Origin of the sequence: Rubrivirga sp. (genome assembly GCF_965213695.1) — a bacterium.
In the GTDB taxonomy this organism is placed as follows: domain Bacteria; phylum Bacteroidota; class Rhodothermia; order Rhodothermales; family Rubricoccaceae; genus Rubrivirga.
In genome coordinates this window covers 2,330,005-2,348,509 of record NZ_OZ243912.1, presented here as the reverse complement: position 1 = coordinate 2,348,509, position 18,505 = coordinate 2,330,005, and the positions used below count along the sequence as shown (strand labels likewise).

14 protein-coding genes are annotated in these 18,505 nt (G+C 73.2%); 13 read left to right on the top strand and 1 reads right to left on the bottom strand.

What is annotated here, in order from left to right; all coding sequences use genetic code 11:
* The first annotated feature begins 87 nt into the window (after positions 1-87).
* The 6 genes from hemH to gmd all read left to right on the top strand — a co-directional run bounded on the left by hemH (position 88) and on the right by gmd (position 8,368).
* Positions 88-1,131 carry a ferrochelatase gene (gene hemH / locus ACOOHE_RS10295; protein ID WP_420453998.1) on the top strand — a complete coding sequence of 348 codons (1,044 nt, stop codon included), beginning with the start codon at positions 88-90 and terminating at the stop codon, positions 1,129-1,131.
* Between the two features lie 361 nt (positions 1,132-1,492).
* Positions 1,493-2,875, top strand: coding sequence for a protoporphyrinogen oxidase (gene hemG / locus ACOOHE_RS10290; RefSeq protein WP_420453997.1), 1,383 nt, complete (start codon positions 1,493-1,495; stop codon positions 2,873-2,875).
* The gene (gene hemL / locus ACOOHE_RS10285) at positions 2,872-4,158 is read left to right on the top strand and encodes a glutamate-1-semialdehyde 2,1-aminomutase (protein WP_420453996.1); all 1,287 of its coding nucleotides are present in this window, start codon (positions 2,872-2,874) and stop codon (positions 4,156-4,158) included. The genes hemG and hemL overlap by 4 nt, the downstream gene beginning before the upstream one ends.
* Before the next feature lie 317 nt (positions 4,159-4,475).
* A complete protein-coding gene (locus ACOOHE_RS10280) occupies positions 4,476-5,888 on the top strand; it encodes an MFS transporter (protein WP_420453995.1) in 1,413 nt (470 codons plus the stop codon).
* 417 nt (positions 5,889-6,305) lie between these two features.
* Positions 6,306-7,301 carry a GDP-L-fucose synthase family protein gene (locus ACOOHE_RS10275; RefSeq protein ID WP_420453994.1) on the top strand — a complete coding sequence of 332 codons (996 nt, stop codon included), beginning with the start codon at positions 6,306-6,308 and terminating at the stop codon, positions 7,299-7,301.
* On the top strand, positions 7,301-8,368 hold the full coding sequence (gene gmd / locus ACOOHE_RS10270) for a GDP-mannose 4,6-dehydratase (RefSeq protein ID WP_420453993.1): 1,068 nt from the start codon (positions 7,301-7,303) through the stop codon (positions 8,366-8,368). The genes ACOOHE_RS10275 and gmd overlap by 1 nt, the downstream gene beginning before the upstream one ends.
* 86 nt (positions 8,369-8,454) lie before the next feature.
* Here gmd and ACOOHE_RS10265 read toward each other — a convergent pair whose 3' ends face one another.
* The gene (locus ACOOHE_RS10265; RefSeq protein ID WP_420453992.1) at positions 8,455-9,153 is read right to left on the bottom strand and encodes a metallophosphoesterase family protein; all 699 of its coding nucleotides are present in this window, start codon (positions 9,151-9,153) and stop codon (positions 8,455-8,457) included.
* A 126-nt stretch (positions 9,154-9,279) separates the two neighbouring features.
* Between ACOOHE_RS10265 and ACOOHE_RS10260 the strand changes: the two genes are divergently transcribed.
* From ACOOHE_RS10260 to ACOOHE_RS10230, 7 genes are all read left to right on the top strand, one after another.
* Positions 9,280-11,652: a GumC family protein gene (locus tag ACOOHE_RS10260; protein ID WP_420453991.1), complete on the top strand. Its 2,373-nt coding sequence runs from the start codon at positions 9,280-9,282 to the stop codon at positions 11,650-11,652.
* A gap of 467 nt (positions 11,653-12,119) precedes the next feature.
* Positions 12,120-12,893: an SLBB domain-containing protein gene (locus ACOOHE_RS10255; protein WP_420453990.1), complete on the top strand. Its 774-nt coding sequence runs from the start codon at positions 12,120-12,122 to the stop codon at positions 12,891-12,893.
* Positions 12,893-13,918 carry a dTDP-glucose 4,6-dehydratase gene (gene rfbB / locus ACOOHE_RS10250; protein WP_420453989.1) on the top strand — a complete coding sequence of 342 codons (1,026 nt, stop codon included), beginning with the start codon at positions 12,893-12,895 and terminating at the stop codon, positions 13,916-13,918. The genes ACOOHE_RS10255 and rfbB overlap by 1 nt, the downstream gene beginning before the upstream one ends.
* The gene (gene rfbA / locus ACOOHE_RS10245; protein ID WP_420453988.1) at positions 13,915-14,784 is read left to right on the top strand and encodes a glucose-1-phosphate thymidylyltransferase RfbA; all 870 of its coding nucleotides are present in this window, start codon (positions 13,915-13,917) and stop codon (positions 14,782-14,784) included. Before rfbB ends, rfbA begins: the two co-directional genes overlap by 4 nt.
* Positions 14,781-16,076 carry a nucleotide sugar dehydrogenase gene (locus tag ACOOHE_RS10240; protein WP_420453987.1) on the top strand — a complete coding sequence of 432 codons (1,296 nt, stop codon included), beginning with the start codon at positions 14,781-14,783 and terminating at the stop codon, positions 16,074-16,076. Before rfbA ends, ACOOHE_RS10240 begins: the two co-directional genes overlap by 4 nt.
* Entirely contained in the window at positions 16,063-17,001 is a 939-nt protein-coding gene (locus ACOOHE_RS10235) for a sulfotransferase domain-containing protein (protein WP_420453986.1), read from the top strand. The genes ACOOHE_RS10240 and ACOOHE_RS10235 overlap by 14 nt, the downstream gene beginning before the upstream one ends.
* A complete protein-coding gene (locus ACOOHE_RS10230) occupies positions 16,998-18,500 on the top strand; it encodes a lipopolysaccharide biosynthesis protein (protein ID WP_420453985.1) in 1,503 nt (500 codons plus the stop codon). Before ACOOHE_RS10235 ends, ACOOHE_RS10230 begins: the two co-directional genes overlap by 4 nt.
* Positions 18,501-18,505: the final 5 nt, after the last annotated feature.

Genomic DNA, 18,505 nt, shown 5'->3' with positions numbered 1-18,505 from the left:
TTCGCGAGCACCCTCACGCATCACTTGTCACGTATCACGCTGCCCAACCGCTGCGAGTCCGCATACCACTTCCGACCCCCTAGACCGATGACTCCCGACCAGACAGCTCCCCCCATCGGCGTCCTCTTCATGGCCTACGGCGGCCCGGCGTCGCTCGGCGAGATCCCGGGCTACCTCTCCGACATCCGCCACGGCCGCCCGACGACGCGCGCCGTGCTCGACGAGATCACCCACAACTACCGCTCGATCGGCGGCGCCTCGCCCATCCTGGGGCTGACGCAGGCCCAGGTCGACGGGGCGATGGCCCACCTCGACCCGCCCGGCGAGCCCGCGCGGTTCCGGACGTACCTCGGGATGCGCCACTGGGCGCCCTGGATCGAAGAGACCGTCGGCCAGATGTTGGACGACGGGATCGAGCGGGCGGTCGCCATCGTGCTGGCGCCGCACTTCTCGTCGATGTCGATCGCGAAGTACCAGGCCAAGGTCCGGGCCGGCCTCGACCTGTACCGCGGCGACATGGAGGTCCGCTACGTCGACGCCTACTACGACGCGGACTTGCTGATCGAGGCGTTCGCCGACCGCGTGCGCCACGGGATCGAGGAGTTCCCCGAGGCCGAGCGCGACGACGTCCACGTGGTCCTGAGCGCGCACAGCCTCCCGGTCCGCGTGCTCGCGCAGGGCGACCCGTACCAGGACCAGTTGTGGACGACGGCCCGGCTCATCGCCGAGCGCGCGGGGCTCCGGGAGGACCAGTGGAGCTGGAGCTACCAAAGCGAGGGCCGGAGCCCGGAGCCGTGGCTCCAGCCCCAGCTCGAAGACCACATCCCGGCGCTCGCCGCGCGCGGCGTCGACAAGGTCGTGAGCCTGGCCATCGGGTTCGTGAGCGACCACGTCGAGATCCTGTTCGACATCGACGTCGAGGCGCAGCGGGCGGCGCGCGAGCACGGCGTGACGCTCGTCCGCCCGCCGTCGCTCAACGACGACCCCCGGTTCGTGCGGCTGCTGGCGGAGCTGGTCGAGGGCCAGGCCGCCGACGCCGGCTGGGTCGTCTCCGACGTCCGCGCCGCGAGCGCCGGCGCCCCGTCGATGCCGATGCCCGAGGGCACGCTCGACGCCCGCGTCTCGGCGTGATGCTCGGCCAGACCCCCCGCCTCCGCTCGGGTCGCTCCGCTCCCGGGTCGCAGAGGCTGTCCCCCTCGGCTAGCAGGGCTGTTCAGTTCTCGTCTGAACCCCTCAACAACAGCCGTCATTCCCGCGCACGCGGGAATCCATACGGCCCTCCGTCTCAGCGAGCGGCCCCCTATGGGTCCCCGCGTTCGCGGGGACGACGACTGGGAGGAGGTAACCGGCGAGTGACGTCGCAGAAGGGAGCGGCCCTGCCCTCGGCTAGGGGGACAGTCCGGGCGCCCGTTGAGCACGTCGGCTGGGCTCAGCACAGGCTCCGTGATGGGCACGCGGACGGGGGGCGCGAGCAGAACCACCGCGCGAACCGATGACCGCCGAGCCTACCGACAGCCTGCCCCGATCGAGCGACGTCCTCGTCCTCGGCGGCGGCGTGGCCGGGCTGGCGGCGGCGCTCCGGCTGGCCGACGGCGGCGCGCGTGTCCGGCTCGTCGAGGCGTCGGGCCGGTTGGGCGGCGTGGTAAAGACGCTGCGGCACGGCGGGTTCGTGGCCGACGTCGGGCCCGACGTGTTCTTGACCCGCAAGCCGGCGGCGGCGGAGCTGGCGGAGCGGCTGGGCGTCGAGACCGCGACGCCGACGGGCGGGGCGCTGATCCAGAGGAGGGGGGGGCTGTACCCGCTCCCGGCCGGGCTGTCGGGGCTCGTCCCCGGACGGCTCGGGCCGCTGCTGGCGACGCCCGCGCTGCCGCTCGCGGCCCGGCTCCGCGCCGCCGCCGAGCCCCTCGTGCCGGCCCGCCGCGACGACGCCGACGAGAGCCTAGAGGCGTTCGCCGTCCGCCGCTTCGGGCGGGGCGCGTGGGACGGGCTGGTCGAGCCGCTCCTCGGCGGCCTCTACGGCGCCGACCACGCGATCTCGCTCCGGGCCACGCTCCCGCACCTCCACGCGGCCGAGCGGGCCGGCGGCCTGGTCAAGCTCGGCGCCCCGGCGCCGTCCGGCGGCTCCCCGTTCGCCCGTCCCGTCGGCGGGATGGACGCGCTCGTCGAGGCGCTGGCGCACGCCGTCCGCGAGCGGGGCGTGGTCGTCGAGACCGGGGCGCCCGTGGCCGCCGTCACCGCCCGGGGCGCGCGGCTGGCGGACGGGGCCGAGCGCCGCGCCGACGCCGTGCTCGTGGCGCTCCCCGCGCCCGCCGCCGCGGCCGTGCTGGCGGACCTCGACGCCGCGCTCGCGGCCCCACTCGAGCAGATCCCGATGGGCAGCGTCACGGCCGTCGTCGTCGGCTTCCCGTCCGACAAGCTGCGCGTACCCGACGCCTCCGGCTGGCTCGTGCCGCGCGCGGAGGGCGGGTCGGTCCAGGCCGTCACGATGCTCTCCCAAAAGCACGCCGGGACCGCGCCGCCCGGCCACGACCTCGCCCGCGTCTTCCTCCGCCCGTCGTTCGACGGCGACGACCAGGCCGCGATTGAGGTCGCCCTCGGCCACCTCCGAGTCCACGTCCCCGGCCCTTTGCTCACGCACCCGCGGCCCGGGATGCACACACTCCAGCCCGCCTGGACCGCCGTTCAGCGCTGGCGCGACGTCCAGCCGCGCTACACACTCGGCCACCCGGAGCGGCTCGCGGCGCTCGACGCCGCGCTCGAACGACACCCCCGCCTCGCGCTCGCCGGCGCCTCGCTCCGCGGCGTCGGCCTGCCCGACGTGGTCGCGGACGCCCAGGCCGCCGCCGACGCTCTCCTCGCTTCTCTCGACCGATGACGCTCACCACTCGCTCCGAACAGCTTTTCGCCGAGGCCCAGGCCCTGATGCCCGGCGGCGTCTCGTCGCCCGTCCGCGCCTTCAAGTCGGTCGGGGGCGTGCCCCGGTTTATCGAGAGGGGGGAAGGGGCCTATCTCGTCGACGTCGACGGCAACCGCTACGTCGACTACGTGATGTCGTTCGGGCCGCTGCTGCTGGGCCACGCGCCCGAGGCCGTCGTCCGCGCCGTGGCCGAGCAGGCCGCGCGCGGGTCGAGCTTCGGCGCGCCGAGCCCGCTCGAGGTCGAGCTGGCGGAGACGATCCGGTCGATCTACCCGTCGATGGAGCGGTTGCGGTTCGTCAACTCGGGGACCGAGGGGGCCATGAGTGCCGTCCGCGCCGCGCGCGCGTTCACCGGCCGCGACAAGGTGGTCAAGTTCGAGGGCCACTACCACGGCCACGCCGACCTGCTGCTGGCCAAGGCCGGCAGCGGCGTCGCCACGCTCGGCCTGCCCGACTCGCCCGGCGTCCCGGCCGCCGTCACCGCCGACACGCTCGTCGTGGGGTTCAACAACGAAGCTGCGCTCCGCGAGGTGTTCCGGGCGGAGGGCGAGCGCATCGCGGCGGTGCTCGTCGAGCCCATCGCCGGCAACATGGGGCTCGTCCGTCCCGCCGACGGCTTCCTCGAGCTCTTGCGCGAGATCACGCGCGAGCACGGCGCGCTGCTCGTCTTCGACGAGGTGATGGTCGGCTTCCGCGTGCACCCCGGCGGCGCCCAGGCCCTGTTCGGCGTCACGCCCGACGTCACGATCCTGGGCAAGGTCATCGGCGGCGGGCTCCCGGTCGGGGCCTACGGCGGCCGGGCCGACATCCTGGAGATGATGGCGCCGTCGGGCCCGGTGTACCAGGCCGGCACGCTCTCCGGCAACCCGCTCGCGATGGCCGCCGGGCTCGCCCTGTTCCGAGAGGCCGAGGCGACGGGCGCCTGGCGCCTCGCCGCCGACGCCGCGCGCGACACGGCCGCCGCCATCCAGTCGGCCGCCGACGCGGCCGGCGTGCCGGTCCAGACCGACGCCGTCGGGGCCATGTTCGGGGTCTTCCTGAACGACCGCCCCGTCACCGACTACGCCAGCGCGGCGACGAGTGACAAGGCCGCGTTCGCCCGGCTCCACCGGCTTCTGCTCGACCGCGGCGTCTACCTCCCGCCGTCGCCGTTCGAGGCGTGCTTCACGTCGAGCGCCCACACGCCGGCCGTCGTGGCCCAAGCGGCCGAGGCCTTCCAGTCGGCGTTCGCGGCGCTGTAGGGGAGCTGGGAGTCGCTCCACGCTGCCCGCTTTCATCCATGTCATCCTGAACGGACGTGAAGGGTCTCGACCCGAACTCTCAGGTCTGTCGTCGCCGGTCCTGGCAGCTCGGGACGTCGCGTCGAGGTCCTTCGGAGGCTCAGGATGACAAGTAGCGGGGGTCGGAGATCTTCTCGTTCTCTCGGCGACACGATGCACGGCGCCTGTACGAGGTGGTCGCCAGTGGGGGCCGTCGACGGCACGAGGTCCCCCGACATCGGAGCCGATTCCCAGCGCGCTTCGCGGTCGCCGCGCGTCCCGGCCCCGATCCTCGGACCATGACCACCGACTCCGCCGCTCCGCCGCGCCTGCTCGGCGTCCTCTTCTTGGGGACGCTGCTGGCGGCCCTCGACATCGCCATCGTCGGCCCGGCGCTGCCGGCGCTGCGCGAGGCGTTCGGGCTGACCGAGCGGGCCGTCGCGTGGACCTTCACCGCGTTCGTGCTCGCTAACCTCGCCGGGCTCCCCGTGATGGCCGCCCTGGCCGACCGCGTGGGCCGCCGACGGGTCTACCTGGTCGACGTCGCCGTGTTCGCGGCGGGTACCACGGTCGTCGCGCTGGCGCCGTCGTTCGGCGTCCTGCTGGCCGGGCGCGTGGTGCAGGGTCTGGGCGCGTCCGGCATCTTCCCCGTCGCGACGGCCGTGGTGGGCGACGCCTACCCGCCCGAGCGGCGGGGCCGGGCCGTCGGGCTGTTGGGCGCCGTGTTCGGGGTCGCGTTCCTGATCGGTCCCGCGATTGGCGGGGTCCTGCTGGCGGTCGCGAGCTGGCGGTGGCTGTTCGCGCTGTCGCTGCCGTTGGCCGCCCTCGTCTTCGTCCTGAGCGCCCGGACGCTGCCCGAGTCGCGCGCCGCCGTGCCCCGCCCGTTCGACGCCGCCGGCGTGGCGACGCTGACGATCCTGCTGGCGGCGCTCGTCGTCGGGCTGAGCGGGCTCGACGCCTCGGCGCCGCTCGACGCGCTCGCCCAGCCCGTGGTGTGGGGGCCGCTCGTGCTGGCGGCGGTGCTGCTCGGCGTGCTGGTCCGGGTCGAGCGCCAGGCCCCCGCGCCGATCCTGCGGCCGGGGCTCGTGGCCCGCCGGCCGGTCCAGGCGGCGTGCGCGCTAGCCGTCGGCGCGGGCGTGGTCGAGGCGACGTTCGTGCTGCTGTCGTCGTACGCGGTGGCCGCGTTCGGCGTGGACCGGTCGACGGCGTCGTACCTGTTGCTGCTGCTGGTGGCCGGGGTGACGGTCGGGGCGCCGGTCGCCGGGCGGATGCTCGACCGCGTCGGCGCGCGGCCCGTGGTGACCGTCGCGATGGCGCTGGTGGCCGTGGGGATGGGGACGGTCGCCGCCGCCCCGTCGCTGGCCGTCCACCTGGTGGGGACCGTCGTGCTCGGGCTGGGGCTGTCGGGGATCCTGGGCTCGTCGCTGGCCTACATCCTGCTGTCCGAGGCCGGGCCCGACGAGCGGGCCGTCGCCCAGGGGCTCTCGACGATCTTCCTGAGCGTCGGCCAGCTGGTGGGGGCGGCCACGCTGGCGGCGCTGGCGACGTCGTCGGCCACGGCCGTGGGAGGGTACCGGAACGGGTTCGCGGCGATCACGGTCGGCGCGGTCGTGCTGGCCGGGCTCGCGCGGTGGCTCCTCGGTGGTGCGGGAGCAGAAGCGTCAGTACCAGCGGGCCCCCTGCCTTCCGGCCGGTCGCGGAGCCTGTCCTGAGCGGAGCCGAAGGGCTCCCAGGCTCGGAATGCTGGCCCCCTTGAAGGGCAGGGCTGCTACGTTCTTTGCCGACCATACAAACAACAGGCGTCATTGGCTGGCGCCGTCGCTTCGCGGTCCCGCGCACGCGGGGACCCATCCGCAGCGGCGCCTCAGCGAGCGGCCCCCTATGGATCCCCGCGTGCGCGGGAATGACGGCCGTTCCGTTTAGGAGTCTGACTCGTTTCGCAGAACGTAGCAGCCCTGCCCTTCAAGGGGGGCCGTCCGAGCGCCCCTGAGCGGAGCGATGGGCGCCCGGACGGGGGGCGCGGGCCGCCGGCCGGCCGAGGTCCGCTCAAGCTTCACCGGCGACGGGCCGATACGCTCTCCGCCGAAAGGGCCCCGGCGTAGCTTGGAGGGCCCCCCGTTCCCCCGAGTATGCCCGCACTTACGTCTGACTCCCGCGTGTTCGTCGCCGGGCACCGTGGCCTAGTGGGCTCGGCCGTCGTCCGTCGCCTGGAGGCCGACGGCGTCGAGATGGTGACGCGGACGAGCGCCGAGCTCGACCTGCGCGACGGCGCCGCCGTCCACCAGTTCTTCGAGGCCGAGCGGCCGACGCACGTCGTCCTCGCGGCGGCCAAGGTCGGCGGGATCCTGGCCAACCGCGACTTCCCGGCCGACTTCGTCGGCGACAACCTGGCGATTGCCTACCAGGTGCTGATGGCGGCGCACGACGCCGGGCTCGGGGAGAGGGGCCGCGTCGTCAACCTGGGCTCGTCGTGCATCTACCCGCGCGAGGCGCCCCAGCCGATGAAGGAGGAGCACCTCCTGACCGGCCCGCTCGAACCGACCAACCGGCCCTACGCCGTCGCCAAGATCGCCGGCATCGAGATCGCCGAGGCCCTCCACCGCCAGCACGGCGACGACGTCATCAGCCTGATGCCGACGAACCTCTACGGCCCGGGCGACAACTTCGACCTGCAATCGAGCCACGTCCTTCCGGCGCTCATCCGGCGGTTCTTGGAGGCCAAAGGCGCCGGGCCCGGCGGGACGGACGCGCCGGTCACGCTCTGGGGCACCGGCTCGCCCCGGCGCGAGTTCTTGCACGCCGACGATCTGGCCGACGCCGTCGCCTTCGCCCTCCGTCTCGACCAAGACGCGATGCGCGCCGCCGCGCCCGACGGCCTCCTCAACGTGGGTGTGGGCCACGACCTGTCGATCCGCGAGCTGGCCGAGCTCATCCGCGACGTGGTCGGCGCCGAGAGCGCGATCGAGTGGGACACGACCAAGCCCGACGGGACGCCCCGCAAGCTCTTGGACGTGAGCCGCCTGCGCGGGCTCGGCTGGACGGCCTCCATCGGCCTGCGCGACGGCGTGGCCGCCACTACCGACTGGTACCTCGAATCCACCGCCTCGACCGAGGCCCCCGCTTGATGTCCGATTCGCCCCGCCCCCGCGCCCTCATCACCGGCGTGACCGGCCAAGACGGGTCCTACCTCGCCGAGCTCCTGCTCGCCAAGGGCTACGAGGTCCACGGCCTCAAGCGCCGCGCGAGCTCGTTCAACACCGAGCGGGTCAACCACCTCTACCAGGACCCCCACGAGACCGACGTCCGGTTCCGGCTCCACTACGGCGACCTGACGGACTCGACGAACCTGATCCGGATCGTCCAGGAGGTCCAGCCCGACGAGATCTACAACCTGGCGGCCCAGAGCCACGTCGCCGTCAGCTTCGAGACGCCCGAGTACACGGCCAACTCGGACGCGATCGGGACGTTGCGGCTGCTCGAGGCCATCCGGATCCTGGGGCTCGAGGGCACGACCAAGTTCTATCAGGCGTCGACGAGCGAGCTCTACGGGAAGGTCCAGGAGGTGCCGCAGTCCGAGACGACGCCGTTCTACCCGCGCTCGCCCTACGGCGTGGCCAAGCTCTACGCCTACTGGATCACGGTCAACTACCGCGAGGCCTACGGCATCTTCGCCACGAACGGGATCCTGTTCAACCACGAGTCGCCCCGGCGCGGCGAGACGTTCGTGACGCGCAAGATCACGCGGGCGGCGGCCCGGATCTCGCTCGGGCTCCAGGACGCCGTCTACCTCGGCAACCTCGACGCCCAGCGCGACTGGGGCCACGCCCGCGACTACGTCGAGGGCATGTGGCGGATCATGCAGCACGAGACGCCCGACGACTGGGTGCTCGCGACCGGCCACATGACGACGGTCCGCCACTTCTGCGAGCTCGCCTTCAAGGCGGCCGACATCGCGCTCCGGTGGGAGGGCGACGACGACGAGGAGGTCGGGGTCCGCGAGGACACCGGCGCGGCCGTCGTCCGCGTCGACCCCCGCTACTACCGGCCGACCGAGGTCGAGCAGCTCCTGGGCGACCCGGGCAAGGCCGAGCGCGAGCTGGGCTGGACGCCGACGGTTACGGTCGAGCAGCTCGCGGCCGAGATGGTCACGTCCGACCTCGCCATCGCCCACGTCCAGCCCGAGGTGGCGTAGGGGCTGCCAGAGTGTGTGGGTGTGGGAGTGCGGGTGGAGGGGGGCGGCTCTCGCCACTCCCAAACAACTACACTCCTCACTCCGCGTCAGAGCCCGACGCCTAGGCGGTCGCCCAGGTCGCGGGGCAGCCCCACGCGGGCGATCTCGGCGACGGTCTGGGCGTGGTCGTAGTGCTCGCGCACGAGCTCGACCGAGAACGCCTCCGTGTCGAACAGGGCGAGCCCCAGGCGCGGGTCGTGGTCCCGGGGCTGGCCGACGCTCCCGACGTCGACGAGGAACCGGTGGCCGCGGCGGACGCGGAACACGCCGAGCGTGTCGGCCACGATGGCCTGGCGGTGCGAGTGGCCGACGAAGCAGACGTCGGTCTCGAACGCGCCGAACTGGCGCCGGGCGTCCCGAGCCGACTCGAGCCGGGGCCACCGCTCGGGCTGGAGCGGCGCCGCGTGCGCGAACGTGGCGTGGTGCCGCTCGACGACGAGCGGGAGCGACGCGAGCCACGCCCGCCGGTCGTCGTCTAAGAGCGCCCGGTGGAGGGCGACCGCCGCCTGGCCGTCGGGCGGGAGCGCGGGGTCGTCGGCCCCGGCCACGGCCGCGTCGTGGTTGCCGAGCACGTTGACCGCGAACTCGGCCCGGACCACGTCGAGGCACTCGACCGGCGAGGGCCCGTACCCGACGACGTCGCCCAAGTTGACGAGCTCATCGGCGCCCCGGGCCTCGGCGGCGGCCACCGCGGCTCGGAGCGCGGGCAGGTTCGCGTGGATGTCGGAGAGGACGGCGAGGATCACGGCGGAGCCAGAAACGCAAGAAGATGAAGGTAGTCGGCGCCGCATCCGGGCGTCGCTGGTCTACTATCGTCTGGGGCCGGCCGACCTATATTCGCCGTGGCCCTTCCCCTCTGGACCCCCTCCGCAATGAACGAGACCCCTTACTCGACCCCGGCCGACCGCGGCGCTCCGGGCGCGCCCTACCGCGGCGAGGAGCCGTTCTACTACGGCGACCAAGACGGGTTCGACCTCCGGGCCCTCCTCGACATCTTGCTCCGGGGCAAGTGGCTCATCCTGGCGACCGCGCTCGCGCTGACGGTCCCGGTCCTGGTCGTCTCGCTCCTGAGCCCGTCGACGTACCGGTCGTACGCCATCCTGCTCGTCGACAAGACCGACACGGACCTGGCCGACGTGCTCCCGGAGGCCGGGCCGACCGGGCTCTGGAAGCAGGAGCGGAATCTGAGCAACGAGCTCCTGGTCCTCGACCAGTCGATGCCGCTGGCCGAGACCGTCGCCGCCCGGCTCGTCGAGGCCGGCACCGTGCCCGGGACCGACCGGCCGCTCCCGATCCTGGAGGCCGACGACCCCTCGACCCCGCTGACGGTCGAGGAGGTCGCCTTCCGGCTCCAGAAGGACGCCATCAACGCGACGATGGAGACCGGCGGGGCCGACGCCATCCGCGTCAACGCCGTCAGCACGGACCCCCGGGAGGCCGAGCTGATCGCGAACGCCTACGCCGAGGCCTTCGCCCAGCTCACCCAGGACCAGAGCCGGTCCGGCGCGTCGGCCTCGCGCGAGTTCTTGGAGGCCCAGGTGTCGACCCAGAACGAGCGGCTTGAGCAAACCGACGCGGCCGTCGAGTCCTACATGTTGCAGGAGGGCGCCGTCGCGCTCGAAGAGGAGACGTCGCGGCTCGTCGACCAGATCGCGACGCTCGACGCCCGCCGCGACCAGGCCTCGGTGAACCTCCAGACGAAGCGGGCCGAGCTCTCGGCGTTGCAGGGCGAGCTCGCCCGGCTCGAAGGCCAGCTCGGCGCGCGGCTCTCGTCGAACCTCGACAGCGAGCTCGCGGCGGCCCGGACCAAGATCCAGGGGCTCCGCGCCGAGCTCGAGCCGTACTACCGCCAGACCCCGTCGCTCCGGACCGACCCGAACCCGCCCCAGGCCGTCGCCCGGATCCAGGCCGAGCTCCGCCGGGTCGAGGCCGAGCAGGAGCGGATCGCCCGCGAGCTCTCGGCCCAGTCGCTCGCGTCGGGGTCGAGCCCGGACGACCAGCGGGCCGGCTTCGTCCGCGCCGCCGACTTGCGGGCCCAGGTCTCGGCCGCCCGCGTGGCCGTGCGCGGGCTCGAGGCCGAGGTCCGCCAGCTCACGAGCCGGCTCGGCCAGTACGAGGGCGAGCTGTCGAACGTGCCGGCCCAGTCGATCGAGCTGGCCCAGCTCGAACGCGAGCGGCAGGCGGCCGAGACGCTCTACGGGGCCCTCGAGCAGAACCTCCAGCAGGCCCGGGTCGCCGAGCAGTCGCAGTTGGGCTACGCCCGCGTGATCCGCCCGGCGTTCGCGGCGACCGCCCCGTTCTCGCCGCTCCGCGTCCGGAACACGATCCTCGCCCTCCTGTGCGGCCTGGTGTTCGGGTCGCTGCTGGCCGTCGGGAAGGTCCGACTGGACCACCGGGTCCACACGCCGGACGACCTGGTCAAGCTCGGCCACGCCGTCATCGGGACGGTCCCGACGACCGAGGCCCTCATCGAGCGCGAGTACGGCGGCGCCGAGACGGCCGAGGTCAACGGGCGCCAGGTCGACACGCACGTGGTGTCGCTCCTGAACCCGATGGCGACGGCGAGCGAGGCGTACCGGGCGCTCCGGACCAACATCCAGTTTAGCCGGCCCGACGTGGTCGTCCAGACCATCCTGGTGACGAGCTCGAGCCCGGGCGAGGGCAAGTCGGTGACGTCGACGAACCTGGCCGTCGTGTTCGCCCAGGCCGGCCGCCGCGTGCTCCTGGTCGACGCCGACCTCCGCCGGCCGACCGTCCACGCCAAGCTCGGGCTCCCGCGCGAGCCGGGCCTGGTCCAGGAGCTGTTCTCGACCGACCCGCTCGACCTCGACGCGCTCGACCGGCTCGCCGACGACCTCTACGTGTTGCCGGCCGGCTCGCTCGCGCCGAACCCGTCCGAGCTTATCGGCTCGCGCCGGATGCGGGAGCTCATCGCCGACATGCGGGCCAAGTTCGACGTCGTCATCTTCGACGCCCCGCCGGTGCTCGCGGCGACCGACGCCGTCCTGCTCTCGACCCAGTGCGACGCGACGCTGCTCATCGCGCGGTCGGGCCAGACGAAGGACTACGAGCTGGCCTCGGCCGTCGCGGCGCTCGCCGACGTCGGGACGACCCCGAGCGGCCTCGTCCTCAACGCCTTCGACGTCCGCCAGACCTACGGCTACCGCTACAAGTACGCCTACCGCTACGGCGACGCCAGCGGCAGCGCCTACGGCTACGGCGAGCAGGCCGACGCCCGGGCCTAGCGCGTTCGCCGTCGACCACGGCGAGCGGACGCTCCTTTCCAGCCCCGGCAGATCGCTGGCGCTTCCGGATCTCGAAGCTGTCCCCGTTGGAGGGTCAGGGATGCGGAGTCCTAGCCGGTGCTCAAACCGAATAACAAAAAACAAGAGTCATCCCCGCGTAGGCGGGGACCCATACGGTCCGGCCCGCCGGCTGGACGCTGCGTGGGTGCCCGCCTGCGCGAGGATGGCTCATCTTGTTTGTAGAGTCGACCGAGAGTAGCGACCCCTCCAAGGCGGACAGGCCGGCCGCTCCTGAGCGGAGCGACGGGCGCCCGGAGAGGGGGTCTGCCAGGCGACACCGAGGCCGCGCCGTAGTGTGCGCTCGCCCTGACCCTCTCCTCGCGCCCGATCCACGAGAAGATCGTCGGATCCTGGATTCGCCGACCGCTCGTCCTCTTTAGTCTGCGGGCCGTCCGGCCCCCCCTTGTATGCGCGCCCTCGCCGTTCTCGCCGTCCTCCTGTCCGCGTCCGCGTCGGCCCAGCCGGCGCCCGAGCGCGGCGTCTTGGGCCTGATCGAGGGCCGCCAGGCCAGCGCGGGCGGGTACTACTTCAACGCCCAGCCCGGCCAGCCGACGACCCGGGTCCACGTGTGGGGCCGCGTGCTCCGGCCGGGCGTCTACGACGTCGGGCCGGACTTCGACCTGGGCGGCGTGCTCACGCTCGCCGGCGTGTCGAGCGAGCGGGACCCGCTCGACGGCGACCCGGAGACGGTCCTCCGCCTGTACCGGGCCGGCGAGACGGCGGCGGTGTACCAGGCGCCTCTGGCGACGTTTCTGAGCGACCCGGCCCCGCCGGGCCTCCGCTACGGCGACGTGGTCGAGGTCGAGGCGGTGGCCGCCCGGCGCGTGGCCGTTTTGGGCGGCGTCGGCCGGCCTGGGACCTACGAGGTCGGCCCGTCGTTCTCGGCCCGCGACGCGCTCGCGCTCGCCGGCGGGCCCGAGCTCCAGCCGCTCCGCGACAACGAGAGCAGGGAGACGACCGTCCGCATCTACCGCGGCGCCGATACGGGCCCGGCGTACCAGGAGCCGCTGGCGGCCTTCCTCTCGGGCCCCGCGCCGGCGCTCGAAGACGGCGACGTGATCGAGGTCGAGACGCGCGTCCGCGGGGGCTGGACGAACCGGGACACGTTCGCCGTCGCCGGCATCGTGACGTCGGGCGTCATCGCCGTCGTTCAGTTCCTGCGGCTCCTCGACGTCGACTGATGGCCGAGCCGTTGTCGGGAATCCTGGTCACGGGCGGCGCCGGCTTTATCGGGTCGGCCTTCGTGCGGTCGGCGCTGGCGCGCCGGCCGGGCGCCCGCGTCGTGACGCTCGACGCGCTGACGTACGCGGGCTCGACGGCGAACCTCGACGGGCTCGACCCGGACCGCCACGTGTTCGTCGAGGGCGACATCCGCGACGGCGCCTTGGTGCGTCAGCTGTTGGACGAGCACGCCGTCGGCCTCGTCGTCCACCTCGCGGCCGAGTCCCACGTCGACCGGTCGATCACGGGACCGGCCGCGTTCGTCGAGACGAACGTGCTGGGGACCCAGACCCTCCTCGACGCCTCCCGGGCGGCGTGGGCCGACGCCGCCGGCGTCCGGTTCCACCACGTCTCGACCGACGAGGTCTACGGCGACCTCGGGCCCGACGACCCCGCGTTCACCGAGCAAACGCCCTACGCGCCGTCGTCGCCGTACTCGGCGTCGAAGGCCGGGTCCGACCACCTGGTCCGCGCGTACGCCCGGACGTACGGGCTGCCGGTCACGATCACGAACTGCTCCAACAACTACGGGCCGCGCCAGTACCCCGAGAAGCTGATCCCGGTCGTGATCCAGCGGGCCCTCGACGGCGAGCCGATCCCGGTCTACGGCGACGGCGGCAACGTCCGCGACTGGCTCTTCGTGGGCGACCACTGCGACGCGATCTGGGCCGTGGTCGAGCGCGGGGCGGTGGGGGAGACGTACAACGTCGGGGGGAACGCGGAGGTCGACAACTTGGCGCTCGTCCGCGCGCTGTGCGCGGTGATGGACGACCGCCGGCCGGAGGGGGCGCCCCACGCCGACCTCGTCGAGTTCGTGACCGACCGGCCCGGCCACGACCGCCGCTATGCCGTCGACACGGCCAAGATCGAGGGGCTCGGCTGGGCGCCCGGGCAATCGCTCCGGTCGGGCCTGGAGGCGACCGTCGATTGGTACCTCGGCCACCAGGACTGGGTGGCCGCCGTCCTCCCCACCGAGGCCTCATGAAAGGGATCCTCTTGGCCGGCGGGCACGGCACGCGGCTCCACCCGGCGACGCTGGCCGTGAGCAAGCAGATGCTCCCGGTCTACGACAAGCCGATGGTCTACTACCCGCTGAGCACGCTGATGCTGGCCGGCGTCCGCGAGATCCTGGTCATCTCGACGCCCGACGCGCTCCCGGCCTTCCGCCAGCTCCTCGGTGACGGCGCGAGCTGGGGGCTCTCCCTGTCCTACGCCGAGCAGGACCGGCCCCGCGGGCTCGCCGACGCCTTCCGCGTCGGGCGCGACTGGCTCGACGGGGCCCCGGCCATGCTGATCCTGGGCGACAACGTGCTCTACGGGAGCGGGCTCTCGGCCCTGCTCCAACGCGCCGCGTCGCGGACCGAGGGCGCGTCGATCTTCGCGACGCCCGTCCGCGACCCCGAGCGCTACGGCGTCGTCGAGCTGAACGAGAGGGGGGAGGCCGTGACCATCGAAGAGAAGCCGGCCGTGCCAACGTCGAACCTGGCCGTCGTCGGGCTCTACGCCTATGGGCCGGACGTGGTGGACGTGGCCGCCGGCCTGACGCCGTCGGCCCGCGGTGAGCTCGAGATCACCGACGTCAACCGGCACTACCTCGACGCCGGCACGCTCTCGGTCGAGGTGTTCGACCGGGGCGTGGCCTGGCTCGACGCCGGGACGCATGAGTCGCTGCTCGACGCCTCCGCGTTCGTCCACTCGATCCAGGCCCGACAGGGGCTGATGATCGCGTGCCCCGAGGAGGTCGCCTACCGCCAGGGGTTCATCAGCCGCGACGAGCTCGCCGCGCTCGGCCGGGCGCTCGCGCCCAACGCCTACGGCGCCTACGTCGCCGCCTTGGCTGAGCGCCCGTGACGCCCCACGAGACGCTGCTCGACCGGATCCAGACACGCCAAGCGACGGTCGCCGTCGTGGGGATGGGCTACGTCGGGCTCCCGCTGGCGGTCGCGTTTGTCGAGGCCGGGTTCGGCGTGGTCGGGCTCGACATCAGCGCGGTCCGCGTGGCGGCGCTCGCGGCCGGCGCGTCGCACGTCGAGGACGTCAGCGACGCCGCGCTCGCGCGAGCCCTCGCGGCCGGGTTCGAGGTCACGACCGACCCCGACGTCCTGGCGACCGTCGACGCGATCTCGATCTGCGTCCCGACGCCGCTCCGCAAGACGCGCGACCCCGACCTCTCGCACGTGCTCGCGGCGTCCGAGGCCGTCGCCGCCCGCGTGCGGCCGGGCCAGCTCGTGGTCCTGGAGAGCACGACGTACCCCGGCACGACGCGCGAGGTGCTCGCCCCGCTGCTGGAAGAGCGCGGCCTCACCATCGGCGTCGACGCCTTCGTCGTGTTCTCGCCCGAGCGCGTCGACCCCGGCCGGACCGACTGGACCACGCGGACGACGCCCAAGGTGATGGGCGGCATGACGCCGGCCTGCCTCGAGGTCGGCGTCGCGCTCTACGACGCGGCCGTCGAGACGGTCGTCCCGGTGAGCTCGCCCGAGGTGGCCGAGCTCACGAAGATCTTCGAGAACACCTTCCGCGCGGTCAACATCGGGCTGGCGAACGAGCTCCTGCTCATGTGCGACCGGCTGGGGCTCGACGCCTGGGAGGTCATCGAGGCGGCGGCGACGAAGCCGTTCGGGTTCATGCGGTTCACGCCCGGGCCGGGGCTCGGCGGCCACTGCCTGCCCGTCGACCCGCACTACCTCTCGTGGAAGCTCCGGGGCTTGGACTACACGGCCCGCTTTATCGAGCTCGCCAGCGAGGTCAACACCGGGATGCCGAGGTTCTGGCTCCGCAAGGTCCAGGACGCGCTCAACGAGCGGGGCAAGGCCGTCCGCGGGAGCACGGTCCTCGTGCTCGGCGTCGCGTACAAGCCCGACGTTTCCGACCTCCGGGAGTCGCCGGCGCTTGACATTCTGGCGCTCCTAGACGAGAAGGGGGCGGACGTCCAGTACCATGACCCCCACGTGCCGACGCTCCGCCACAACCGCCTCGACCTCGCGTCGGTCCCCGACCTCGACGCCGCCGTCCGCGCGGCCGACGCCGTCGTGCTGGTGACCGACCACGCGGGCTACGACGCCGGCGCGCTCGCGGCTGGGGCCGACGTGTTCCTCAACTCGCGCGGCCCGAACCCGCCGCACCCCGGTGGCCACGCCTGACTTCCTCATCGCCGGCGCGGCCAAGTGCGGGACGACCGCGCTGTGGCACCTGCTCGACGCCCACCCGGGCGTGGGGATGACCTACATCAAGGAACCCCGGTTCTTCACGCGCGAGGAGGGAGGGCTGGAGCGGGGCGTCGTCGACACGTCGATCCCGCGGTCGGGCACCTACGACCGGGGGCCCGACTGGTACCGCGAGCTGTGGCGCGACGCGCCGCCCGGCGCCGTGCTCGGCGAGGCGTCGACGGTCTACTTCGTCGCGCCGGACGCGCCCGCGCTCATCCGGGCCCACGCGCCCGACGCCCGGCTGATCGTGATGGTGAGGGACCCGGTCGACCGGATGTACTCGCACTACTGGCAGGAGCGGAAGGCCGGCTGGGACTGGGGCGAGTTCCGCGCGCTCGTCGCCGACGACCACCCCCGCGTCCGGTACTACGAGTCGACGAGCCATTACCGGGCCCACGTCGAGCGCTTCCTGGAGCACTTCGACCGGGACCAGATCCTGCTGCTCGCCAAGGAGGACCTGGACGACGAGCCGGAGCGGGTGCTCACCGAGGTCTTCGCCTTCGTCGGCGTCGACCCGGCGTTCCGGCCCCGGGCGCTGGGCCGGCGGTTCAACCGGCAGCGGATGCCGCGCTACCCGTGGCTCCGACGACTGGCGGACCGGGCCCGGGCCACGGTCGGCGCCCGGCTGCCGCACGGCGCCCGCCAGGCGCTCGGCCGGACGCAGCGCGGGATCGAGCGCCGCCTCTCGACGCCCATCGAGTACCCGCCGCTCGCGGCCGACCTCCGGGCCGAGCTGGTCCCCCGGTTCGAGGCCGACATCGCGTTCGTCGAGGACTGGCTCGGCCGGCCCCGTCCGGGCTGGCGGGCCGTCCGCGAGCCCGGTCGGGCGCCGTCGGCGCGGCCGAGCGCGACGCCGTGAGCGCGACCGAGCCGACCGACTCGTCCGCAGGTGGGCAGAGGCGGTGGGGCAAGCGGCTGGGGAGCGCGTCGCTGGTCTACGTGGCCGGAGCGCTGGCGACGAACCTGGCCAAGTTCCTCCTGGTCCCGTTCTACGTCCGCTACCTGACGCAGGCCGAGGTCGGGACCGTCGTGTTTTTGCAGGCCGTCTCGTACGCCCTCGCCCGGGTGTACCCGCTGGGGCTGGGCCAGGCCATCAAGCGGTACTACGTCGACTTCGCGGACGAGCGCGAGGCCGACCGGTTCACGGCCGGCATCTGGTGGGTCGTGACCGGCGTCGCCGTCGTCCTGTCGGCCGTGCTGATCGGGACGGTCCCGGCCTGGAGCCAGGTCGTCGGCTCGCAGATCGCGCCGTCGTACCTCGTGCTGTCGATCGCGATCGCGGCGCTGCAGGGGAGCGCGACGATCCCGCTGATGCGCTACATCGTCCGCCAGCAGCCCGGGGCCCACACCGCGTTCTCCGTCGCCCAGGTGCTCACCATCACGGGCGCCGTGCTCTGGCTGGTGGCCGTCGAGGGGATGGGCGTGGCCGGCGTCCTGTGGGGCCAGGTCGGCGGCTACGCCGCGTGGGCGGTCGTGGCCGGCGTGGTCATCAACGCGCCGGCCGGGTGGCGGCCCCGGTTCACGCGCCTGCGCGAGTCGCTGGGCTACTCCGTCGTGCTCGTGCCCCACCTCCTGTCGATCTGGGGGATCACGTTCGTCGACCGGCTCATCCTGGAGTCGACGGTGAGCCTGGCCGCGCTCGGCGTCTACGGCATCGGCTACCAGCTGGGGACGCTGCTGACGATCGTGAGCATCTCGATCTCGAATGCGTGGCTGGCCCAGTTTTTCCGGACCGGCGAGACCGAGCGCGGGCCCCGGACCTACGCGACGACGTTCACGGCCATCTTCGTCCTCATCCTGTTCATCTCGCTGGGCCTGTTCGTGTTCGCCCCCGAGATCATCGCCGTCGTGGCCACGCCCGCGTACGGCGGGGCCGTCGTGATCTTGCAGCTGGTGGTGGTGGCCCACGTGTTCCACGCGGCGAACCAGTTCTTTATGCTCCCGCTGTTCCTGGTCAAGCAGACGACGCACATCTCGACCTCGACTGGGCTGGGGCTGCTGGCGAACGTCCTCGCGAACGTGGTGCTGATTCCTCCCTTCGGGATCGTCGGGGCGGCGGTCGCGACCGTCCTGGCGTACCTCGTCGCGGCGTGCTCGTCGCTGGCGTTCGCGGGGCGGAGCTACCCCGTCGCGCTCGAGTGGCGGACGCTGGGGATCGCCTCCGCCGTCGCGGTCGGGCTCGGAGCGGTGGGCGCCGTGTTTGCCGAGCCGACGGTGGTGGGCGTTCTCGCCAAGGCGGGCCTGTGTGTAGCTTTCCCCCTGGCTCTCTTTTACTGGCCGGGCGCGCCCCTCGTCGACCGGGAGGGTCTGGAGGCGCTGAGGCGCCAGCTCCCCGGTCTCCGCCGGCCGACGGCCTGACGCCC

What these genes read in the sequence shown, in the direction of transcription:
- hemH (WP_420453998.1), top strand. Translation starts at nt 88, where the DNA reads ATGACTCCCGACCAGACAGCTCCCCCCATCGGCGTCCTCTTCATGGCC.
- hemG (WP_420453997.1), top strand. Translation starts at nt 1,493, where the DNA reads ATGACCGCCGAGCCTACCGACAGCCTGCCCCGATCGAGCGACGTCCTC.
- hemL (WP_420453996.1), top strand. Translation starts at nt 2,872, where the DNA reads ATGACGCTCACCACTCGCTCCGAACAGCTTTTCGCCGAGGCCCAGGCC.
- ACOOHE_RS10280 (WP_420453995.1), top strand. Translation starts at nt 4,476, where the DNA reads ATGACCACCGACTCCGCCGCTCCGCCGCGCCTGCTCGGCGTCCTCTTC.
- ACOOHE_RS10275 (WP_420453994.1), top strand. Translation starts at nt 6,306, where the DNA reads ATGCCCGCACTTACGTCTGACTCCCGCGTGTTCGTCGCCGGGCACCGT.
- gmd (WP_420453993.1), top strand. Translation starts at nt 7,301, where the DNA reads ATGTCCGATTCGCCCCGCCCCCGCGCCCTCATCACCGGCGTGACCGGC.
- ACOOHE_RS10260 (WP_420453991.1), top strand. Translation starts at nt 9,280, where the DNA reads ATGAACGAGACCCCTTACTCGACCCCGGCCGACCGCGGCGCTCCGGGC.
- ACOOHE_RS10255 (WP_420453990.1), top strand. Translation starts at nt 12,120, where the DNA reads ATGCGCGCCCTCGCCGTTCTCGCCGTCCTCCTGTCCGCGTCCGCGTCG.
- rfbB (WP_420453989.1), top strand. Translation starts at nt 12,893, where the DNA reads ATGGCCGAGCCGTTGTCGGGAATCCTGGTCACGGGCGGCGCCGGCTTT.
- rfbA (WP_420453988.1), top strand. Translation starts at nt 13,915, where the DNA reads ATGAAAGGGATCCTCTTGGCCGGCGGGCACGGCACGCGGCTCCACCCG.